General features: G+C 65.0%; 21 protein-coding genes. 7 read left to right on the forward strand and 14 right to left on the reverse strand.

Annotation, left to right across the window (positions count from 1 at the left end; genetic code table 11):
• Positions 1-6 precede the first annotated feature (6 nt).
• Together JQ591_RS33790 and JQ591_RS33795 are read left to right on the forward strand one after the other, a co-directional pair.
• On the forward strand, positions 7-912 hold the full coding sequence (locus JQ591_RS33790; protein ID WP_211400288.1) for a hypothetical protein: 906 nt from the start codon (positions 7-9) through the stop codon (positions 910-912).
• A 142-nt stretch (positions 913-1,054) separates the two neighbouring features.
• On the forward strand, positions 1,055-1,264 hold the full coding sequence (locus JQ591_RS33795) for a hypothetical protein (RefSeq protein ID WP_211400289.1): 210 nt from the start codon (positions 1,055-1,057) through the stop codon (positions 1,262-1,264).
• Between the two features lie 66 nt (positions 1,265-1,330).
• On the opposite strand, the gene JQ591_RS33800 is transcribed toward JQ591_RS33795, so the two are convergent.
• The 4 genes from JQ591_RS33800 to JQ591_RS33815 are packed head-to-tail and all read right to left on the reverse strand — an operon-like array spanning position 1,331 to position 4,169.
• Complete coding sequence (locus JQ591_RS33800) at positions 1,331-1,684, reverse strand: hypothetical protein (RefSeq protein WP_211400290.1); 354 nt, start codon at positions 1,682-1,684, stop codon at positions 1,331-1,333.
• Positions 1,685-1,731: 47 nt separating this feature from the next.
• The gene (locus tag JQ591_RS33805) at positions 1,732-2,442 is read right to left on the reverse strand and encodes an ABC transporter ATP-binding protein (protein WP_211400291.1); all 711 of its coding nucleotides are present in this window, start codon (positions 2,440-2,442) and stop codon (positions 1,732-1,734) included.
• A complete protein-coding gene (locus JQ591_RS33810; RefSeq protein WP_211400292.1) occupies positions 2,432-3,169 on the reverse strand; it encodes an ABC transporter permease in 738 nt (245 codons plus the stop codon). Before JQ591_RS33810 ends, JQ591_RS33805 begins: the two co-directional genes overlap by 11 nt.
• A 1-nt stretch (position 3,170) precedes the next feature.
• The gene (locus tag JQ591_RS33815; RefSeq protein WP_211400293.1) at positions 3,171-4,169 is read right to left on the reverse strand and encodes an ABC transporter substrate-binding protein; all 999 of its coding nucleotides are present in this window, start codon (positions 4,167-4,169) and stop codon (positions 3,171-3,173) included.
• Positions 4,170-4,256: 87 nt separating this feature from the next.
• On the opposite strand from JQ591_RS33815, the gene JQ591_RS33820 reads away from it, so the two are divergent.
• The gene (locus tag JQ591_RS33820) at positions 4,257-4,616 is read left to right on the forward strand and encodes a hypothetical protein (protein ID WP_211400294.1); all 360 of its coding nucleotides are present in this window, start codon (positions 4,257-4,259) and stop codon (positions 4,614-4,616) included.
• A gap of 215 nt (positions 4,617-4,831) precedes the next feature.
• Here JQ591_RS33820 and JQ591_RS33825 read toward each other — a convergent pair whose 3' ends face one another.
• Positions 4,832-5,650, reverse strand: a complete 819-nt coding sequence (locus tag JQ591_RS33825) for a quinoprotein dehydrogenase-associated SoxYZ-like carrier (protein ID WP_211400295.1) — start codon at positions 5,648-5,650, stop codon at positions 4,832-4,834.
• A gap of 50 nt (positions 5,651-5,700) precedes the next feature.
• The gene (locus JQ591_RS33830) at positions 5,701-6,627 is read right to left on the reverse strand and encodes a quinoprotein relay system zinc metallohydrolase 2 (protein WP_211400296.1); all 927 of its coding nucleotides are present in this window, start codon (positions 6,625-6,627) and stop codon (positions 5,701-5,703) included.
• A 128-nt stretch (positions 6,628-6,755) separates the two neighbouring features.
• Here JQ591_RS33830 and JQ591_RS33835 point away from each other — a divergent pair, with 128 nt between their 5' ends.
• Both JQ591_RS33835 and JQ591_RS33840 read left to right on the forward strand, forming a co-directional pair.
• Positions 6,756-7,637 (forward strand): substrate-binding domain-containing protein, encoded by an 882-nt coding sequence (locus tag JQ591_RS33835; protein WP_211400297.1) that lies wholly within the window; start codon positions 6,756-6,758, stop codon positions 7,635-7,637.
• 10 nt (positions 7,638-7,647) lie between these two features.
• On the forward strand, positions 7,648-8,205 hold the full coding sequence (locus JQ591_RS33840; protein WP_211400298.1) for a PQQ-dependent catabolism-associated CXXCW motif protein: 558 nt from the start codon (positions 7,648-7,650) through the stop codon (positions 8,203-8,205).
• Positions 8,206-8,321: 116 nt separating this feature from the next.
• On the opposite strand, the gene JQ591_RS33845 is transcribed toward JQ591_RS33840, so the two are convergent.
• From JQ591_RS33845 to JQ591_RS33870, 6 genes are all read right to left on the reverse strand, one after another.
• On the reverse strand, positions 8,322-8,621 hold the full coding sequence (locus JQ591_RS33845) for a copper-binding protein (RefSeq protein ID WP_211400299.1): 300 nt from the start codon (positions 8,619-8,621) through the stop codon (positions 8,322-8,324).
• A gap of 137 nt (positions 8,622-8,758) precedes the next feature.
• Complete coding sequence (locus tag JQ591_RS33850; protein ID WP_211400300.1) at positions 8,759-9,373, reverse strand: hypothetical protein; 615 nt, start codon at positions 9,371-9,373, stop codon at positions 8,759-8,761.
• Positions 9,370-10,218: an ABC transporter permease gene (locus tag JQ591_RS33855; RefSeq protein ID WP_211400301.1), complete on the reverse strand. Its 849-nt coding sequence runs from the start codon at positions 10,216-10,218 to the stop codon at positions 9,370-9,372. Before JQ591_RS33855 ends, JQ591_RS33850 begins: the two co-directional genes overlap by 4 nt.
• Entirely contained in the window at positions 10,215-11,021 is an 807-nt protein-coding gene (locus tag JQ591_RS33860) for an ABC transporter ATP-binding protein (RefSeq protein WP_211400302.1), read from the reverse strand. The genes JQ591_RS33855 and JQ591_RS33860 overlap by 4 nt, the downstream gene beginning before the upstream one ends.
• The gene (locus JQ591_RS33865) at positions 11,018-11,986 is read right to left on the reverse strand and encodes a YVTN family beta-propeller repeat protein (RefSeq protein WP_211400331.1); all 969 of its coding nucleotides are present in this window, start codon (positions 11,984-11,986) and stop codon (positions 11,018-11,020) included. Before JQ591_RS33865 ends, JQ591_RS33860 begins: the two co-directional genes overlap by 4 nt.
• An 8-nt stretch (positions 11,987-11,994) precedes the next feature.
• Positions 11,995-13,176 (reverse strand): ABC transporter substrate-binding protein, encoded by a 1,182-nt coding sequence (locus tag JQ591_RS33870; protein ID WP_211400303.1) that lies wholly within the window; start codon positions 13,174-13,176, stop codon positions 11,995-11,997.
• A gap of 59 nt (positions 13,177-13,235) precedes the next feature.
• Between JQ591_RS33870 and JQ591_RS33875 the strand changes: the two genes are divergently transcribed.
• Entirely contained in the window at positions 13,236-13,805 is a 570-nt protein-coding gene (locus JQ591_RS33875; RefSeq protein ID WP_211400304.1) for a DUF3280 domain-containing protein, read from the forward strand.
• A gap of 8 nt (positions 13,806-13,813) precedes the next feature.
• Here JQ591_RS33875 and fghA read toward each other — a convergent pair whose 3' ends face one another.
• Both fghA and JQ591_RS33885 read right to left on the reverse strand, forming a co-directional pair.
• On the reverse strand, positions 13,814-14,659 hold the full coding sequence (gene fghA, locus JQ591_RS33880) for an S-formylglutathione hydrolase (protein WP_211400305.1): 846 nt from the start codon (positions 14,657-14,659) through the stop codon (positions 13,814-13,816).
• A 70-nt stretch (positions 14,660-14,729) separates the two neighbouring features.
• Positions 14,730-15,350 carry a response regulator gene (locus JQ591_RS33885; protein ID WP_007612921.1) on the reverse strand — a complete coding sequence of 207 codons (621 nt, stop codon included), beginning with the start codon at positions 15,348-15,350 and terminating at the stop codon, positions 14,730-14,732.
• Positions 15,351-15,492: 142 nt separating this feature from the next.
• Between JQ591_RS33885 and JQ591_RS33890 the strand changes: the two genes are divergently transcribed.
• Entirely contained in the window at positions 15,493-16,851 is a 1,359-nt protein-coding gene (locus JQ591_RS33890; RefSeq protein WP_211400306.1) for a histidine kinase, read from the forward strand.
• Positions 16,852-16,923: the final 72 nt, after the last annotated feature.

Below are 16,923 nucleotides of genomic sequence, written 5' to 3' on the forward strand. Positions count from 1 at the left end.
GCTTCGATGGCAACCACCGTCGAAGCCGTGGTAGTGTCGGGGATGCGCGCGAGAGCCCTCACATTCTGGACCATAGCCGCCTGCACCGTCGCGCTCGCACCGGCATGCGTCAGCGCCGAAGAGGGCTTTGATACCGAGCATATCTTCGGCTTCATGATCGGCACCGATGTCGGCAATCCCGGCGAGCGCGAATTCCAGACCCAAACGACAGGACGATTCGGTAAAGGCGGCGGGACCTATCGCGCCCTCTCGCAGGAGGTCGAGATCGAGATCGTGCCGCTGCCGAACTTCCGCGTCGAGGTCGGCGGCACCGCCACGCTGCACGACATCACCGGCGTCCCCGATATCGGCGACCGCCGCCAGTTCAATTTCCAGGGCGCTTCGCTCGACCTGCGCTATCGCCTGCTCGATCGCTCGCGCGCGCCATTTGGGTTGACTGTCGCCGCCGAACTCCATGGCGACCGCATCGACGAGACCTCTGGCGCCAAAGGCCGGATGTACGGTACCGATTTCACGCTCGCCTTCGATCGCGAACTGATCCCGAACTTCGCCATCGGGGCGCTCAACCTGATCTATCAACCCGAATGGGCCCGCTTCGAGATGGCGGGACTGTCCGAAAAGAGCTCAACCATCGGCGCGGCCTTCGCCGGCCTCGTGCGCGTGCGGCCCGATGTGCTGCTCGGCGGCGAGGTGCGCTACTTCCGGCAGTACGAAGGCATCGGCCTCGGCGAGTTCGCAGGCCAGGCCCTCTTCGTCGGTCCGACCGCTTATTTCCAGCTTTCCGAGCGCTCGCGCCTGACCATGAGCTGGAGCATGCAGGCCTGGGGCCGTCCGGCCGGATCGGGCGGCAATCTTGACCTCGTCAATTTCGAGCGCCACCAGGCACGGCTGGTGTTTGGGGTTAACTTCTAGCGTTCTCTCCACCGCGCCCCGCTTGCAGGGAGAGGGGATGGAGGCAATTCCCGCTCCATTTCTCACGGTCGGATTGAAACTTCCGGCTCCTCGGAGCGTAACCTTTTGTGCTAATCTCCATCGCCTCTGCGAGGATCCCGGCATGAATCCGATCGACCTGGTGGTGACTGTGTGCGCGTTGCTCTCGCCTGCGACCTGCGAGGAGCAGCATCTGGTGTTCAACTATGGGGGGTCGCCGACGCAATGCGCGATGGCCGCGCCGCCCTATATCGCGCAATGGATCGGCGACCATCCGAAGTGGCAGGCGGTGCGGTGGCGCTGCGAGTATCCGCACCCGAACGACAAGGCGTGAAGCGCTGCGCTGCCTTGCGGGTCGCGATTGGCACCATGAGGGGAGAGCGCTCGTAACGCGCCCGCGTTACTTGCTGCAGTCCTTCAGATCCTTGTCGGCGATCGAGAACACCGCGTCCGCCTTGATCTCGATGTCGCGCACGATGCACTGCCGTGCATTGGGATAGCCGACCTTGGCGTCGTAGCGGCCGGGCTCGACGCCGGTGATGCGCAGCCGCTCGTCGTGATCGACCTCCTTGTCCTTGTCGTTCAAGCACTGGTTCGGCCCCCACTCGGTCTTGCCGGCCGGCGAGAGCTGGAAGCCGGAGATCGTCTCCGTCGTCAGATTCCAGAGCCGGATGCCCTTGCCCTTGGCCTGCGCGAGCGCCGCGCCCGGCATCGCAACCAACAGGATGCCGATCGCAATCAGCGTACGCCGCATGGTGAACCTCCCGCGAAGATTTCGTTGGCCCAGTTGACCATGAGTTCTCATTTCGATTCAAGCTGCAACGCCGCGAGCTCGGCCCTGATCCTGCCGAGCTCGGCCTCGCTGCGCTCCGCGCGTGGGATGGCAATCGGCACCTCCCGCACGATGCGCGCCGGTCGCGGCGACAGCAGGAACAGGCGGTCGCCGAGGCGGATCGCGTCATCCAGGCTGTGGGTGACGAGCAGCGTCATCACCGGACGGCGCGCCACCAGCGTCGCGATCTCGTCGCGCAAACGGCCGGCGAGTGCGTCGTCGAGCGAGGCGAGGGGCTCGTCGAGCACGAGCAGATCGGGCTCCACCGCAAAGGCGCGGGCGAGCGCGACGCGCCGGGCGAGGCCCAGTGACAATTCGCCGGGAAAATGACTGCGATGCGCCTCCAGCTCTAGGATCCTGAACAGCTCGGCGAGCTTCGCATCGGTGATATCGGGCGCCGCCAGCCGCACGTTCTGCTCGACCGAGCGCCATGGCAGCAGCCGCGGCTCCTGGAACACCATTCCGATCCGCGCTTCCGGCGGGCGCGAAACGTGCCCCCCGAAGTCGCGGTCGAGCCCGAGGATGATGCGCAGCATCGTGCTCTTGCCGCAGCCGGACGGACCGATCAGCACGCCGACCTCGCCGGATTGAAGCGCGAAGCTGACCGGCGCGAGCACCTCCTGCGTTCCGCCCGCGGCACTCCTGAACGTCTTGCCTGTGATATCGACTTCAAGCCGCACGGGGTCGCCACCGTGTTGCGCGGGCTTCGAACGGTTGCACCAGCGCGGTCTCGATCACGAGCACGACGGCGGCGAAGGTCAGGGAATAGGCCAGCAGCCGCGGCGTGTCGAACAGCTGGAAAGCGATGCCGATCTCGAAGCCGACGCCGTTCGGCCGGCCCAGGAGTTCGGCGACCAGCACGATCTTCCACACCAGCGACAAGCCGGAGCGGGCTGAGGCCGCGATATAGGGCGCCAGCTGCGGCAGCACGACGTGGCGGAACGCGCGCCAGCGCGGCATCGCGAATACGCTCGCCATCTCGTCGAGCGAACGGTCGAGCGCGCGCGCGCCCTCGCGCAGGGTGACGATGGCGGTCGGCAGCTTGTTGATGGCGATCGCCGCGATCGCTGCGGCTTCCGTGAGCCCGGCCCAGATATAGGCCAGCACGATCACGACCAGCGCGGGCAGGTTCAGCAGCAGGATCAGCCAGGGATCGCCGAGCCGGTCGGCAAGCTTCACCCGTCCCATCAGATAGCCGATGGCGCTGCCGAGTGACATCGCCAGCACGAAGGCGAGGCTCACGCGGGCGAGCGTGGCGCCGAGATGCAGGAACAGCGCGCCGCTCGATGCTTCCGCGATGATGACGTTGAGCACTGCGGGCGGCGAGGGCAGCTTTGCGGCGCCGACGAACAGCGCTGCAATCCACCAGATCGCGAGCAACAGGGCAAACGACAGAAGACGCAGCACCTCAGTCTCCGGGAACTGCGTGATAGAACGTGCCGGGCTCGAGCTCGGCAGCCGGCCCGACCAGGTCGCGGCCGCCGGTCTCGGCCAGCACGCGGTAGAGCACGCGCGCGTCCTTTTCTTCGTCATCGATGCTCCGGCGCGGAATGCCGTCGCGATAGCGCTCGCGATAGGTCTTGAGCATGGCGGCATCGCTCGTACCGGTGAGCGGCGCGATCTTGTCCCAGGCGGCATCCGAGGTCACCAGCAGCTGCTTGGCCTTGCGAGTCATCGCGATGAAGCGCGCCACCGCCTCGCGATGACTTGCCGCCCAGCCTTCGTCGAAGACATAGCCGACTGCGGAGACCGCGCCCTTGGCGCCGAGCTTCGGCAGGATGTCCTCGATGCCGCTAAGGCGGCGGAAACCCTTGGCCTCCAGCTGTGCGCAGAAATTCCAGAAGTTGAGGCTCGCATCCATCTCGCCGTCGAGCGCCTTGGCGGCGATCAGGGGCGGAGCACCGTAGACAATGGTCGCCTCCGACTTCAGGTCGATGCCGTCCTGCTTCATGCGCGCCTGGAGCAGCAGCCAGCTCTTGTCGATGGGACCACCGCCGACGGCGAGCTTGCGGCCCTTCAAATCGGCGAGCGACTTGATCGGCGAGGAAGCCGGCACCATCACCGCGCCGAGCGCGCTGGAATAGGGGTAGAAGGTGAGCTTGGCGCCGAGCGTGCGCTCGCGCGACACCCACAGCCAGTCGGACAGGATGATGTCGGCGTTGCCGGCGCGAAGCGCGATCTTGCCGGCCTCGGGGCTCGCAAGCTCGGTGACGTCGAGCGACAGGTCGGCCTCCTTGTCGAGGCCGCCGGCGCGGATCGCGGCCAGCTCCCAGGAGAACGTTCCGGTCTTCTGCACCGCAAGGCGGATCGTATCCGCGGCGCGGCCGGGTATGGCTAGTGTCAGCGCCAGCGTCACCGCGAGCGCCAATGATCGACCAAGTGCTCTTATCAAACCAAGTGCTCTCATCACCTTGTGAGCCGTTTCCTCTGACAGAATGCTTTTCAGGACAATACGCATAGCATAGCTTTCGTCGCAACCAGCGGGAGGACGCTCATGAATCTGGCCGGACAGCTACGACCGATTGTCGCCGCATTGGCGGTGTGGGCTGCGACCGCGCTCGCCGCGCGAGCCGAAGAGGCCAATGACTATCCAACCGCGGCGCGTGCCGAGTATGTCTATGGCTGCATGAAGGCCAATGGCGAAAGCCGGCAGGCGATCGAGCAATGTTCCTGCTCGATCGACGTGGTGGCGTCGATCGTCACCTATGAGCGCTACGTCACCGCCGAGACCGCGCTCAGCATGTCCCAGGTCCGCGGCAATCTTGGCGTCCAGTTCCGAACCTCGGAGCAGGCGAACTCGGCCGTGAATGATTTGAGGCGTGCGCAGGCGGAAGCCGAGGTGAGGTGTTTCTGACACTTTCTTCCTTCTCCCCTTGTGGGAGAAGGTGGCGCGAAGCGCCGGATGAGGGGTATGTCTCCGCGAATACTATCGCAAGAGAGTAGCTCGCGGAGGCAAACCCCTCACCCAAGCGAATTTTTGTCTACCAGCGGTGCTGCCCTCTCCCACAAGGGGCGAGGGCACAACCATCCGCACGGCGTTTTACTTTGAAGGGGGAGGTAGGTGGCGCGCTAAGTCCCCGGCTTCTCCACATCCCACTCGTTGCGGAACACGTGACCATCCGTGTCCTTGGCTTCCGCGCGAAAACGCCTGGCGCCGTTGGACACATACGTGAAGCGCAGATTGGGATCTTCCGAGATCGAGATGCCGCCTTCCATCGAGAGCACGGGGCTGTCGTCCTGCGTCAGCTTGAGCTGGTTGACGAAGAAGGCGGGAATGTAGAGCTGCGTGACCTGGTCCATCTGCAGCCCCGAATTGTTGGGATGGCCGATCATGATCTGCGCCTCCCGCATGCGGCTCGCCGGGGCCTCCTCGCGCGCGAATTGCCGGTAGCGCATCTGCCCGAGCCGGTTCTGGGCTTCCTCGGCATTCTTCCCCGCCGGTGCCGAGCAGCCGCCGGAGGCCTTTACATAGACTTTCGAGACATAGAGCTGGCCGTCGCTGAGCTCGGCCACCGCATGGACGTCGGTGTAGTTGTTGACGCGCACGCGCGTCGAGATTTCGGTGACGTTGGCATCCGGTCCGAGCTCGAACTTTGCCGCCATCGGCGCCGGGTTACGATCGATCACCAGCGTGATCGAACGGATGCGGCGGGCATCGCCAGGCGAGAGCTTGCTGCGCAGGGTCACCGGCACGATGGCCGCGTCCTCGGCGCGATACGGCATCTCGATGCCAATGACATTGCCGCCGTCATGTATCGGACGGTTGCTGAAGATGTCCTGCACCAGGCCCGGCCAGGGATCGTAAGCCTCTTCAGCCTGCGCCGGCACGGCGAATGCAATGCCGAGGAGCAGGGCGATCAGAGGCAGTCGGCGCGTGCATCCCGTCATGGTCATGGTCCCGCGGACGAAGCAACATTTCGCGCATCGTAGCGCGTCCGCTACTCCCATTCAATTTCCGAAAATGCTGCGGTTGCGTTGCGGGCGTTGTAGTCGTCGAACAGCTCCCAGTGCGGCCGTTCCGAGGCGGCCGCCTTGTCTGCGGCGGTTCGGATCGGTTCGCCCTTCTTGTTCGATGCCCGGACGTCCGCCAGCAGTGCCATCAGATAGCGCCGTTCATCGGTCAGCGCTGCAGGCCATTCGCTCACGGGCCCGTGACCGGGAACGACGCGCCGCGCCGGAATGCTCTCGAGTTCCCCGAGGGTGCCAAGCCAGCCGCGAATGCTGCCGTCCATCACCGGAATATGGCGGAGGAAGACGAGGTCGCCAGTGAACAGCGTCTTCGTCGTCTCATCGAACACGGTCAGGTCATTGTCGCTGTGCCCGGCCGGCCAGGCCCGCAAGGTCAGGCGGCGCGCGCCGAGATCGAGCGTCAGGGTGTCCGTGACAAGCATCGTGGGCGGCACGATCTTCACAGGAGAGATCAATTCGTCGCCCATGATGCGTCTAAAATTGTCGAGATAATATGGCCCGCGCGTCGCCAACGCCTGCGGCAGCCTGCTATGGCCGACGAAGCGCGTGTCCGCGGAGACGAAGGCGGCATTGCCGAAAACATGGTCGGGATGGCCGTGGGTATTGATGACGTAGCGGATCGGCTTGCTGGTGCGGGCCCGCACCGCCGCCAGCAGCGCCTCGCCCTCGCGAACGCTGCCGCCGGTATCGATCACGGCCACCGCATCCTCGCCCACGATGAAGCCGACATTGGCGATGTCGCCCTCGTTCTCGCGGGTCATCAGGGCGATGGTCCCGGAGTGTACGAAGATTCCGGGCGCGACTTCGCTCACAGGCAATTCGGCCGCCGCGGCGCATGCTAGCGTCGTGAGCCCCAGCAGGGACAAGGCTGCAATCACGAGAGCGATGCGAGACACTTTTCCGCCTCAGTTCAAAGGGTTGCGCGCATTGCACTGCAGCAAAGAAAAGCCAGCACAGAGTCTGGCAAACATGGCGCGTCATGCGTTGCATGGCTAGCATTCAAACAAGCCCAGGAGGAAGCGCGATGACGGAGGCCGGACGACATCGTCGCTGGTTGTTTTCACTGAGTATCCTGGTTGCGTCTTGCGCGTTCGGCGACGTCGCCATCGCGCAGACCAACGAGACGGGTGACCTCTCGTTCGAGCTGGTCGACCCCAAGGTGCTGCGCGTCTGCGCCGACCCGCGCAATCTGCCGTTCTCGAACGAGAAGGGCGAGGGGTTCGAGAACAAGCTTGCCGAGTTGTTTGCGGACAAGCTCCAGAAGAAGCTCGACTACGTCTTTTTTCCGCAAGCCACCGGCTTCGTGCGCATGACGCTCGGCTCGCATCGCTGCGATGTCATCATGGGCTTCCCCCAAGGCGATGACCTCGTGCAAGGCACCAATCCCTATTACCGCACGAGTTATGCCCTGGTCGCGAAAGCAGGCAGCGGGCTGGAGGAGGTCGACACGCTCGAGGATGCCAGGTTGAAGGGCAAGCATGTCGGCATCGTCGCCGGCACGCCGCCTGCGACCAACATGGCCCTCGCGGGACTGATGGGTGATGCAAAGCCCTATCCGCTGATGATCGACACGCGCTACGACAATTCGGCGCAGGCAATGATCGATGATCTCACGGCGGGCAAGATTGACGCCGGCGTGCTGTGGGGACCGATGGCAGGGTTCTACGCGAAGAAGGCGGGCTCGCTTCATGTCACGCCGCTGGTGAAGGAAACCACCGGGCCAAAACTGGTCTATCGCATCGGCATGGGCGTGCGTGGCGCCGACCAGAACTGGAAGCGGCAGCTCAACAAGCTGATCCAGGAGAACCAGGGCGAGATCAACAAGATCCTGCTCGACTTCGGCGTGCCGCTGCTGGACGAGAGCGATCGGCCGCTCGGCGCGGAGACGGCCAAGAAGACGCCATGAGGCAGACGCGATGAGGCAGCACCTTGTCGCTGCGCTGGTCGCCGCCACGCTGGTGGCGCCGGTCGTTGCGCAGCAGCAGGAGCCGTTCGAGCCCGAGGGTTATCGCACCGACAACTACCGCGCGCCTGTGCCGGCGACGCTCGGCGGCGCGCGCGTGCTGTCGACTTCGGAAGCCGAGGCGATCTGGCACGCGAAGAGCGGCGCCTTCATCGACGTGCTGCCGCGCGCGCCGAAGCCGAAGAATCTTCCCGCGGGTACCGTCTGGCGCGAGGCGCCGCGCAAAAATATTCCGGGCAGCATCTGGCTGCCGGATACCGGCTACGGCACGCTGCCGCCCGCCATGGACGACTATTTCCAGCGCGGCCTCGCGCGTGCATCACACGGCGACAAGGCGGCGCTGCTCGTGATCTATTGCCTGGCCGATTGCTGGATGTCCTGGAACGCCGCCAAGCGCGCGCTCGCATACGGCTACTCCAACCTCGCCTGGTATCCCGATGGCACCGATGGCTGGGAGCGCGCAAAGCTTCCAACTGAGGAGGTGCAGCCCGAGCCGCGGCCGGAGCAGTAGGCAAGAGATCGTCATGCCGGGCTTGTCCCGGGCATCCACGTTCTTCGTGCCGCATGCGTGGATGGCCGGGACAAGCCCGGCCATGACGCCGTGTCGTGGGAAGAGGCGAGAAAAGCCTACTGCTTCTGCAGCTTGGTCAGCGTGCCCGTGCCGTTGTTGTCGGTCGCCGAGTACGTCACCCTGTCGCCGGCGTGGACGGCATCGAGCATCGCAGCATCCTTGGTCTTGTATTCCTGGAGCGCGCCGGCCCCGCCCGCGCTGCCGCCGACCGTGCCTTTCTGCGTCTGTTGGATCGAGATCGTGCTGTTGAGTCGATCTATCCGGGTGACCATTCCGGTCAAGTCGTCAGCGAATGCGCTGCCTGCGAGCATGCTGATGGCCGCAGCGCCTGCGAGGATGAATTTCGTGGTTCCCATCGAGGCCTCCCGATGCCTTGGATTACCCATCGACAAGACATCCTAGACCGATTTGGTTCCGCCATATAGCGCGGCAACAGGTTAATGATCGCAATGGAGGCGGGGGAACCTGCCGCAAGCGGTCAATGAGGCTGACGCTATTCCATTTCCTGCTGGATCACGCGTCCGAGCGCGAACAGGCGGTGGTCGATCGTGGTCGGAACCTCGCAGACGAACCGTACCACCTTGTGGCGGTCCTCGAAAATGCGGGTCTTCCAGATCAGCTCGTTGCTGAGCGCCTCGACCTTGACCTCGTCGCGCGGCGTCGCACCCTGGAGCGCCTGGAGCTGAATCGATTCCTCGCGGATCTTGTCGGCGGCCTCGCGCTGCTTGCGGCTGACGCGTTCCAGCCCGCCCATGACCTGCGAGCGCTGAGCGTTGAGCGTGTCGAACAGGCCTGCGAACAGAAGTTTTGCATTCGCGGTCTTGTCGGCCGCGGAGCCCGCCAGAAACTCCTTGACCGACTTCTCGGCTTCGTCCAGCGGCGTCTTGCGCGCCGACAGTTTCGAGACCAGGGCGCTGACTTTGGCGTCGTCCTTCCACTTGTTCTGCACGTCGTCGAGCGCCGGGCCGGCCCATACGGCGGCGAGCGAAATTTCCGGCACTTTTGCCTGCGTGCAGGGCCAGTCCGGATAGCGCGGATCGGCCGCGCGTACCGCCGTGCTCGCGACTGCAAGCACCAGAGCGGCCATGGCCAGAACCCGAACCTTCATCCTTCTCCTCCCGCAGGGCCCCGTCGCGCCAGCCCGCGCGAGGGATCATAGGCATAGATCGCGCCGATCATGAAGACGATTGTGCAGGTCGCGACCACCGCCAGCGAGATCCAGTTGATCTGTCCGTACAGCGCGAAGCGGATCAGCTCGACCGCATGGGTGAACGGATTGGCCTCGCAGAGATAATAGAGATAGGGGCTGCCCTCCTGCACCCGCCAGAGCGGGTAGAGCGCCGAGGAAGCGAAGAACATCGGGAAAATGACAAAATTCATCACGCCGGCGAAGTTCTCGAGCTGCTTGATGCCGGAGGAGATCAGCATGCCGAGCGAGCCCAGCATCAGTCCGGACAGGATCAGTGCCGGCAGCACGGTGAGATAGCCGATCGGGGGAGGGGTGATGTCCCAGAACCAGGCGATCAGCAGGAACGCGTAGACCTGGAGCAGCGACACCGCGGTGCCCGCGAGCAGCTTGCAGAACAGCAGGTAGCCGCGCGGCAGTGGGCTTACCAGCAGCGTGCGCATGTTGCCCATCTCGCGGTCATAGACCATCGAGAGCGAGGACTGCATGCCGTTGAAGAGCTGGATCATCGCCATCAGCCCCGGCGCGATGAAGACCTCGTAGAGAATGTAGGTTTCGTAAGGCGGGATGATGGAGATGCCGAGCACCTGGCGGAAACCGGCGGCGAAGATGAACAGCCACACCAGCGGCCGCACCAGCGCCGAGACGAAACGCTCGCGTTGGTGCAGGAAGCGCAGCCCCTCTCGCCAGACGATGCCCGTGAGGCAGGTCATATATTCGGCGGCCGAGAAGCCGCGCGGCGCCTCGCGCGTGGTGATGCTGCTCATGCGCCGCCTCCGGGCATCACTTGCGCGCCGGTGAGGCGCATGAAGGCGGTGTTGACGTCCTGCGCGCCGGCTTCCGCGACGACGCGGCTCATCGGCCCCTGGGCCAGAACCTTGCCCTGGTGCAGCACCACGAGATCGTCACCGGCCATGATCTCGTCGAACAGATGCGTGGCCCAGAGCACGCCGATGCCTTGCTCACTCACGAGCTGACGCACATGGCTGATGATGTCGGCGCGCGCCTTGACGTCGAGGCCGACGGTGGGCTCGTCCAGCAATAGCAGGCGCGGCCGGTGCAGCAGCGCCCGGGCGATCTCCAGCCGCCGCATCTGCCCGCCCGAGAGATCGCGCACCTTGCTGCCGGCGCGCTCGGCGAGCCCGATGCGGTTGAGCAGCTCGACGCTGCGCGCGGCGGCCTCGCGGCGGCTGATGCCGTGGAGCGCGGCGTGATAGAGCAGGTTCTGCGTCAGCGACAGATCGAGATCGAGCGTGCGCGGCTGGAACACGACGCCGAGCAACCGCAGCGCTTCGCCGGGGCTTTTGCCGACGTCATGGCCGAAAATGCCGACGCGTCCGGTCTGGATGCCGAACAGCCGCGTGATCAGCGAGAACAGAGTGCTCTTGCCCGCGCCGTTGAGGCCGAGCAGGGCCGTGAAGCTCGCGGGCTGTACGTTGAAGGACACGTCCATCAGCGCGCGGCGCGGGCCATAGGCGTGGCTGACGCCGTCGATCGACAGCGCCGGCACCGCCGCCGGATCGGGCTGTGATGTCTCGCGCTGTTCGGCGATGGGAGCAGGGCTGGTCATGGCGCGATCGTGATACCCCAGGGCAGTTCGCCCACTTGAATGGTCTTGATCACTTTTTGCGCGGCGACGTCGATGACGGAGACGTCGTTCGACACGCCATTGGTGGTGAGCAGATATTTTTCGTCCGGCGTGAATGCCATGTGCCAGACCCGCTGTCCGACCAGCAGATATTTTGTCACCTTGCGCGTGGCGGTATCGACCACGGCGACGCGGTTGGCGGGACCGAGCGCGATGAAGGCGGTCTTGTCGTCCCGGGTCATGCCGATCCCGACGGGCTGGATGGCCTCTTTCCTCAACCCCGGGATCTCGAACGTGACCTTGCCGGTCACCTCGTGCTTTCCGGGGTCGATGATCGACACGGTGCCGCCGATCTCCGAGGACACCCACAATTCGGAAGCGTCGTGCTTGAATTCGGCAAAGCGCGGCCGCGCATCGACCAGCACGTTGGCGACGATCTGGCGCGACGATGTGTCGATGAAATGCGCCATGTTGGTGGTCTCGGACGTGTTGATCAGCGTCTTGCCGTCCGGGCTGATGGTCATGCCCTCGGGCTCGACGCCGACCTGGATATCGCCAAGGCGGGCGCGCTTCTCGAGGTCGATCACGGTCACCGTGTTGTCGTTCTCGTTGGCGACGTAGAGGATCTTGCCGGCGGCATCCTGGGCGAACAATTCGGGGTCGGGCCCGGAGGGCAGGCTGTCCACCACGGCTTGCGTCTTGGCGTCGATCATCTGGATGGTGTCGTCGTCGCCGACCGCGACCATCACGAACTTGCCGTCGCGCGTGAAGTCGATGCCGCGCGGGCGCTGGCCGACCTTGATGGTCTTGGTCACCGTCCAGCTGTCGGTGTCGATCACCGAGACCGTGTTGCTCTTCTCGTTCGAGACATAGGCGATGAACGCATGCGCGGGCGCCGCCGCCAGCGCCAGTCCGGACAGCAACCCCACACGCCACATGCGCAACATCAGCGTTCTCACTTCAATTTGCATTTGCTCTCCGGGCGATCATAGCCGAGCGTGTCGAGCTCGGAGACCTGGTGCAAAAAACCTTCCTGCGGCGACACCGACACCACCATGCGGCCGTCGACCAGCAGGATCGGCTGGCGCAGCTGCAGGTTCCAGTCGCGCAAGGTCAGCTTTGTGCCCTTGAACGCGGCGACCGAGAAATCCGGACCCTTGATGAAATCGGTGACCTTCTTGACGTCGCCGGAATTGGTGCGCGAGGTGGCCTCTCCGATCATGCGCACGGCGGTCCAGACCTGCATGTCGAGCGGGGTCATCCGCCGCGCGTTCAGCTTGACGAAGCGGTTCTGCATCTGGATCGCGCCCCACTGGTCCTGCGCTGCGTCCCAGCTCCGCGGCACGAGGCCGGCCGAGCCCGCGACAGGCCGCGGATCCCAGGTGCGATAGGGCAGGTAGGCGCCGAACACCTCGCTCTCGTCGGCCGCGACCAGCACGTCGTAAGCCGGCGCCTGTTGCGTGAACACCGGCATCTGGCGCTGGATCAGCGTCACGCCCGAGTCCGTGCGGCGCGCACCGCCTTTATCTTCGAAGCTGCGCTCCTGCACGATCTTGGCGCCGAACCGCGTCGCGGTGCGCCGGAGGGCATCGGCGAACAGCTTGTCCTCGTCATGCGAGCCGACCACGAGCAGCCAGCGCTTCCACTGCTTCCACACCAGATATTGACCGAGCGCATCAGCCAGCATTGCGCGCGTCGGCGCGGTGTGAATGACGTTGGCACGGCAATCGGCCTCGCGCAGCCGCTCGTCGATTGCGCCGGCGTTGAACAGCAGCGTGCCGCGGTCGCGCAGGGCGTCGGCGACTTTCAGCAGCGCGTCGGCCGGCAGGTCGGCGATGATGAAGCCGTTGCGTGCGGCGAGGTCGGTCGCGGCCTGCACGGCATCCTCGCCTTCCTTGATGCGCCGCTCCTCCAGCGCAAATCGCTGGTTGAGGAATTTGCCGGTGGTGTTGTTGTCCTCGATGGCGAGGCGCGCGCCGGCAACGCCGTCATTGTCCGCGGGCTGCTCGACCAGCGACAGCGTCGATCTGGTGCCGGCGACGCCGAGATAGCCGACGCCGATCATGACAGGGTCGGCCGCGAGCGCACTCGTCGCAGCAAGACCGAAGCCGATCAGGCCGACCAACCATCGGATCATGTTTCCTCCAGATGTTCTCCCTGGCTTGACCGCCGGTGGAGAATTGTCTCTGCTAAAGCATGACCGATTTAGCCCGGCTTGCAACCCCGCATTTCGTCCTCGCGCGCGCGAGGACTGGAATCACGATCATGCGAGCGCTGATATGTTTCGCCGCTTTGCTGTTGACGGGCTCAGTCGCGTTAGCCGATCCCCCGAAACTCGCGGTGTTCGATTTCGAGCTGATCGACACCAGCCTGCCCGGCGAGTTCTATGGCTCCAAGCCCGAGGAAGCGCGGCTCGAGCGCATCAGCGAGCAGCTGCGCAAGGAGCTGGCTGATTCAGGCAGGTTCCAAATGCTCGACATCGCGCCGATCAGGGACGCTGCCCGTCACGCCAATCTGCAGGCCTGCGGCGGCTGCGACCTCAAGCTTGCCGGGCAGTTGGGTGCCGACCTGGAAATCACCGGGATGGTACAGAAGGTCTCGAACCTGATCATCAATCTGAACATCTACCTGCGCGACGTGAAGACCGGCAACATGATCACGGCCGCCAGCGCCGACATGCGCGGCAACACGGATGAATCCTGGACGCGCACGATGAGCTATTTGATCCGCAACCGGTTGCTGGCACCGAATTACGGCAAGCCGTGAGGGGGATATCACCCCTTCAATCTCTCCGCATGCCAGTGCAGGTGATCGCCCATGAAGGTCGAGATGAAATAATAGCTGTGGTCGTAGCCCGCCTGCCGTCGCAGCGTCAGCGGGATGTTGGCCTTGGTGCAGGCGGCCTGCAGCAGTTCCGGCTTGAGCTGCTCCTTCAGGAAATTATCGGCCTCGCCGACGTCGACGAGGAAGCCTGAAAACTTCGCGCCGTCCTCGATCAGCGCCACCGTGTCGTGGCTGCGCCAAATGTCCTTGTTGGGACCGAGATAGCCGGTCAGCGCCTTGATGCCCCAGGGCACAAGCGACGGCGCCACGATCGGCGCAAAGGCGCTGGCCGCGCGAAAACGGTGCGGGTTGCGCAGCGCGACCGTCAGCGCGCCATGGCCACCCATCGAATGGCCCATCACCGATTGGCGCTTCGCATCGACCGGAAAATTCTCCGCCACGAGTTTTGGCAGTTCGTCGGTGACGTAGCTCCACATGCGATAATTGCGTGAAAACGGCGCTTCCGTCGCGTCGACATAGAAGCCGGCGCCGAGGCCGAAATCATAGGCATTGTTGGCATCGCCCGGCACGTCGGGTCCGCGCGGGCTGGTGTCGGGCGCGACGAAGATCAGGCCGAGCTCGGCGCAGGCTTTGCGGAATTCGCCCTTCTCGGTGACGTTGGCGTGCGTGCAGGTGAGGCCGGAGAGATACCAGACCACGGGCAGCTTGGCGCCCTGCGCGTGCGGGGGGACATAGACCGAGAACACCATTTCGGTTCCGGTCGCCTGGCTGGCATGGCGATACACGCCCTGCACGCCGCCATAGGATGTATTGGTCGAGACAGTCTGGATCGTCATGCCGTTATGCTCCGTGGCATCAAACCACATCAGGATTGCAACGCTTGTGTGACCGAATTCGTGGCGGCCGTCAGGCCACGCCGCTGTCGATCGCCAGTCGCACCAGCTCGACAGAGGTTTTCACCCCGAGCTTCTGGCGCATGATGGACGAGGTGTTGGCGACAGTCTTGTAGGACGACTGCACCAGCCAGGCGATCTCGGAAAGGCTCTTTCCGGCGCTGAGCAGCCGCAATATCTCCATCTCGCGCGCGTTCAGCTTCGACAGCGGGCTTTGCGCCAGCGCGGGTCCCGCAAAGGCGATGCTCCGCGCGATCGCGCTCGGCAGATAGGTGCCGCCGCTGCCGACGGTGCGGATCGCCTCGACGAGATCGTCGGGGTCGCCGGTCTTGGAGACGTAGCCCTTGGCGCCGCACTCGATCGCACGCGCCGCGAAAGCAGGGTCGTCGTTCATGCTGAACATGATGATTCGAGCCTCGGGCGCGCGCTCGAGGATGCGGCGCGCGAGCTCGAAGCCGGACACGGTCGGCAGGTTGATGTCGATGATCGAGAGGTCGGGGCGCTCGACGATGAAGACGCACTCGCCGTCTTCGGCGTCGGCGGCCTCCAAAATCTCGATCTCGCCCTCGTCGGCCAGCACGGCACGGCAGCCGGAGGCGACGATGGGATGATCGTCGACGATCAAAATGCGCATAGGCGTTCCTCGCGACAGCGCCGGCCTGTTTCGTGCTCGGCCGGGATTGCTGTACGCTTTCGATTAGATATCGGGCGCTTCGCCTCTGTCAACGTTATCGGACAGGCGCAGGCCAATCCTTCGCGGGGCACGGGCGGCACCAATGTGGCAAAATCTATCCTTGCGCGCGCGCATCAACCTGCTGCTGGCGCTGCTGCTGGCGCTGGGGCTCGCCGTCAATATCGGCCGCCAGGTCGCGGAAGCCGGGCCGCGCGTGCAGGCCGAGGACCAGAGCGTGATCCGGCTCGCGCGCGAATTCATCGAAATGATCGTTGCCGATCTCAACGAGGCGCCCGATCCGGATGCCAGGCTGAATCAGATCGCGCGCGACCTCAGCCGCCTGCGCCATGTCAGCATCGCGCTTCGGGACGAAGGCGGCAGTCCGCTGACGCAGCCTCAGACCGACGCCGATGACGACACCCGTGGGCCGCCGGCCTGGTTCGTCAGCCTGGTTCATCCCGAGCAGACCGCGGTGAGCGTACCCGTCTCGATCCATGGCAAGCCGGGCTCGCTTCTGATCACCTCCCATCCCGACGACGAGATCGCCGAGATCTGGGACGCCATCGTGACCCAGCTCGAGGTCGGCTCGGTGATCGCGCTCGCGCTGTTCCTGGTGATGATGAATGTGGTCGGCCGGGCACTGGCGCCGCTCCAGTCCCTGGCGGATGTGATGGCCGAGCTCGAAGACGGGCGCTATCAGGCGCGCGTCGCGCCGGGCGGCGCACCGGAGCTCGCCGCGATCTGCACCAAGCTCAACCATCTTGCGGCAACGCTCAGCGAGGCGGTCGAGGACAAGCGGCGCCTCGCCGAGCGAACGGTGTCGCTCCAGGACGTCGAGCGCAAGGAGATCGCCCGCGAGCTCCATGACGAGTTCGGGCCATACCTGTTCTCGCTGCGCGCACATGCCAGCGCGCTGGCGAAGCAGGCGGACGGACGCGCCCCGAGTGCGGAAGCCGTGCGAAAACACGGCAGTGCCATGCTGGAGCAGATCAACGCGCTTCAGCAGTTCAATCGCCGCGTGCTGGAGCGCCTCCGGCCCGTCGGCCTCGCCGAGCTCGGCCTGCGCCAGGCGCTGGAATCGCTGTCGCGGCTGTGGCGGGAATCGCATCCCGACGTCGCCATCGAGACCGTGATCTCGCCTGCGCTCGGCGTCACCGGGGAGACCGCCGACCTCACCATCTACCGCATCGTGCAGGAGGCGCTCACCAACGTGTTCCGCCACGCCGGCGCGACCTCGGTCAATGTCGTCATCGAGCCGGTGGCGCAGGCGGCAAGCGACGGCCGCGGCTGCGCCCGGGTGCGGGTCAGCGACAATGGCCGCGGCATGGAGCCGGGCCAGAAGCTCGGCTTCGGCCTCGTCGGCATGCGCGAGCGGATCCTGGCGCTGGGCGGCACGCTCAACGTCGTCTCCGGCGATGGCGGTCTGACGGTCGAGGCGCTGGTTCCGACGGCGGCGGCCTGATCGTGCCCGAAATCATCGGGAAAAATTCCCGATTTGATCGGGAAAACGGGTGCGGATATTGCCCGACCTTTT

Source organism: Bradyrhizobium canariense, assembly GCF_018130465.1.
GTDB lineage: Bacteria > Pseudomonadota > Alphaproteobacteria > Rhizobiales > Xanthobacteraceae > Bradyrhizobium > Bradyrhizobium canariense_C.

Excerpts from the sequence above, each read along its gene's own strand:
- JQ591_RS33855 (WP_211400301.1), bottom strand. The coding sequence starts at position 10,218 with ATGAGCAGCATCACCACGCGCGAGGCGCCGCGCGGCTTCTCGGCCGCC.
- JQ591_RS33790 (WP_211400288.1), top strand. The coding sequence starts at position 7 with ATGGCAACCACCGTCGAAGCCGTGGTAGTGTCGGGGATGCGCGCGAGA.
- JQ591_RS33865 (WP_211400331.1), bottom strand. The coding sequence starts at position 11,986 with ATGTTGCGCATGTGGCGTGTGGGGTTGCTGTCCGGACTGGCGCTGGCG.
- JQ591_RS33835 (WP_211400297.1), top strand. The coding sequence starts at position 6,756 with ATGACGGAGGCCGGACGACATCGTCGCTGGTTGTTTTCACTGAGTATC.
- JQ591_RS33870 (WP_211400303.1), bottom strand. The coding sequence starts at position 13,176 with ATGATCCGATGGTTGGTCGGCCTGATCGGCTTCGGTCTTGCTGCGACG.
- JQ591_RS33800 (WP_211400290.1), bottom strand. The coding sequence starts at position 1,684 with ATGCGGCGTACGCTGATTGCGATCGGCATCCTGTTGGTTGCGATGCCG.
- JQ591_RS33860 (WP_211400302.1), bottom strand. The coding sequence starts at position 11,021 with ATGACCAGCCCTGCTCCCATCGCCGAACAGCGCGAGACATCACAGCCC.
- JQ591_RS33795 (WP_211400289.1), top strand. The coding sequence starts at position 1,055 with ATGAATCCGATCGACCTGGTGGTGACTGTGTGCGCGTTGCTCTCGCCT.
- JQ591_RS33825 (WP_211400295.1), bottom strand. The coding sequence starts at position 5,650 with ATGACGGGATGCACGCGCCGACTGCCTCTGATCGCCCTGCTCCTCGGC.
- JQ591_RS33885 (WP_007612921.1), bottom strand. The coding sequence starts at position 15,350 with ATGCGCATTTTGATCGTCGACGATCATCCCATCGTCGCCTCCGGCTGC.
- JQ591_RS33890 (WP_211400306.1), top strand. The coding sequence starts at position 15,493 with ATGTGGCAAAATCTATCCTTGCGCGCGCGCATCAACCTGCTGCTGGCG.
- JQ591_RS33875 (WP_211400304.1), top strand. The coding sequence starts at position 13,236 with ATGACCGATTTAGCCCGGCTTGCAACCCCGCATTTCGTCCTCGCGCGC.
- JQ591_RS33840 (WP_211400298.1), top strand. The coding sequence starts at position 7,648 with ATGAGGCAGCACCTTGTCGCTGCGCTGGTCGCCGCCACGCTGGTGGCG.
- JQ591_RS33845 (WP_211400299.1), bottom strand. The coding sequence starts at position 8,621 with ATGGGAACCACGAAATTCATCCTCGCAGGCGCTGCGGCCATCAGCATG.
- JQ591_RS33820 (WP_211400294.1), top strand. The coding sequence starts at position 4,257 with ATGAATCTGGCCGGACAGCTACGACCGATTGTCGCCGCATTGGCGGTG.
- JQ591_RS33850 (WP_211400300.1), bottom strand. The coding sequence starts at position 9,373 with ATGAAGGTTCGGGTTCTGGCCATGGCCGCTCTGGTGCTTGCAGTCGCG.
- fghA (WP_211400305.1), bottom strand. The coding sequence starts at position 14,659 with ATGACGATCCAGACTGTCTCGACCAATACATCCTATGGCGGCGTGCAG.
- JQ591_RS33815 (WP_211400293.1), bottom strand. The coding sequence starts at position 4,169 with ATGAGAGCACTTGGTTTGATAAGAGCACTTGGTCGATCATTGGCGCTC.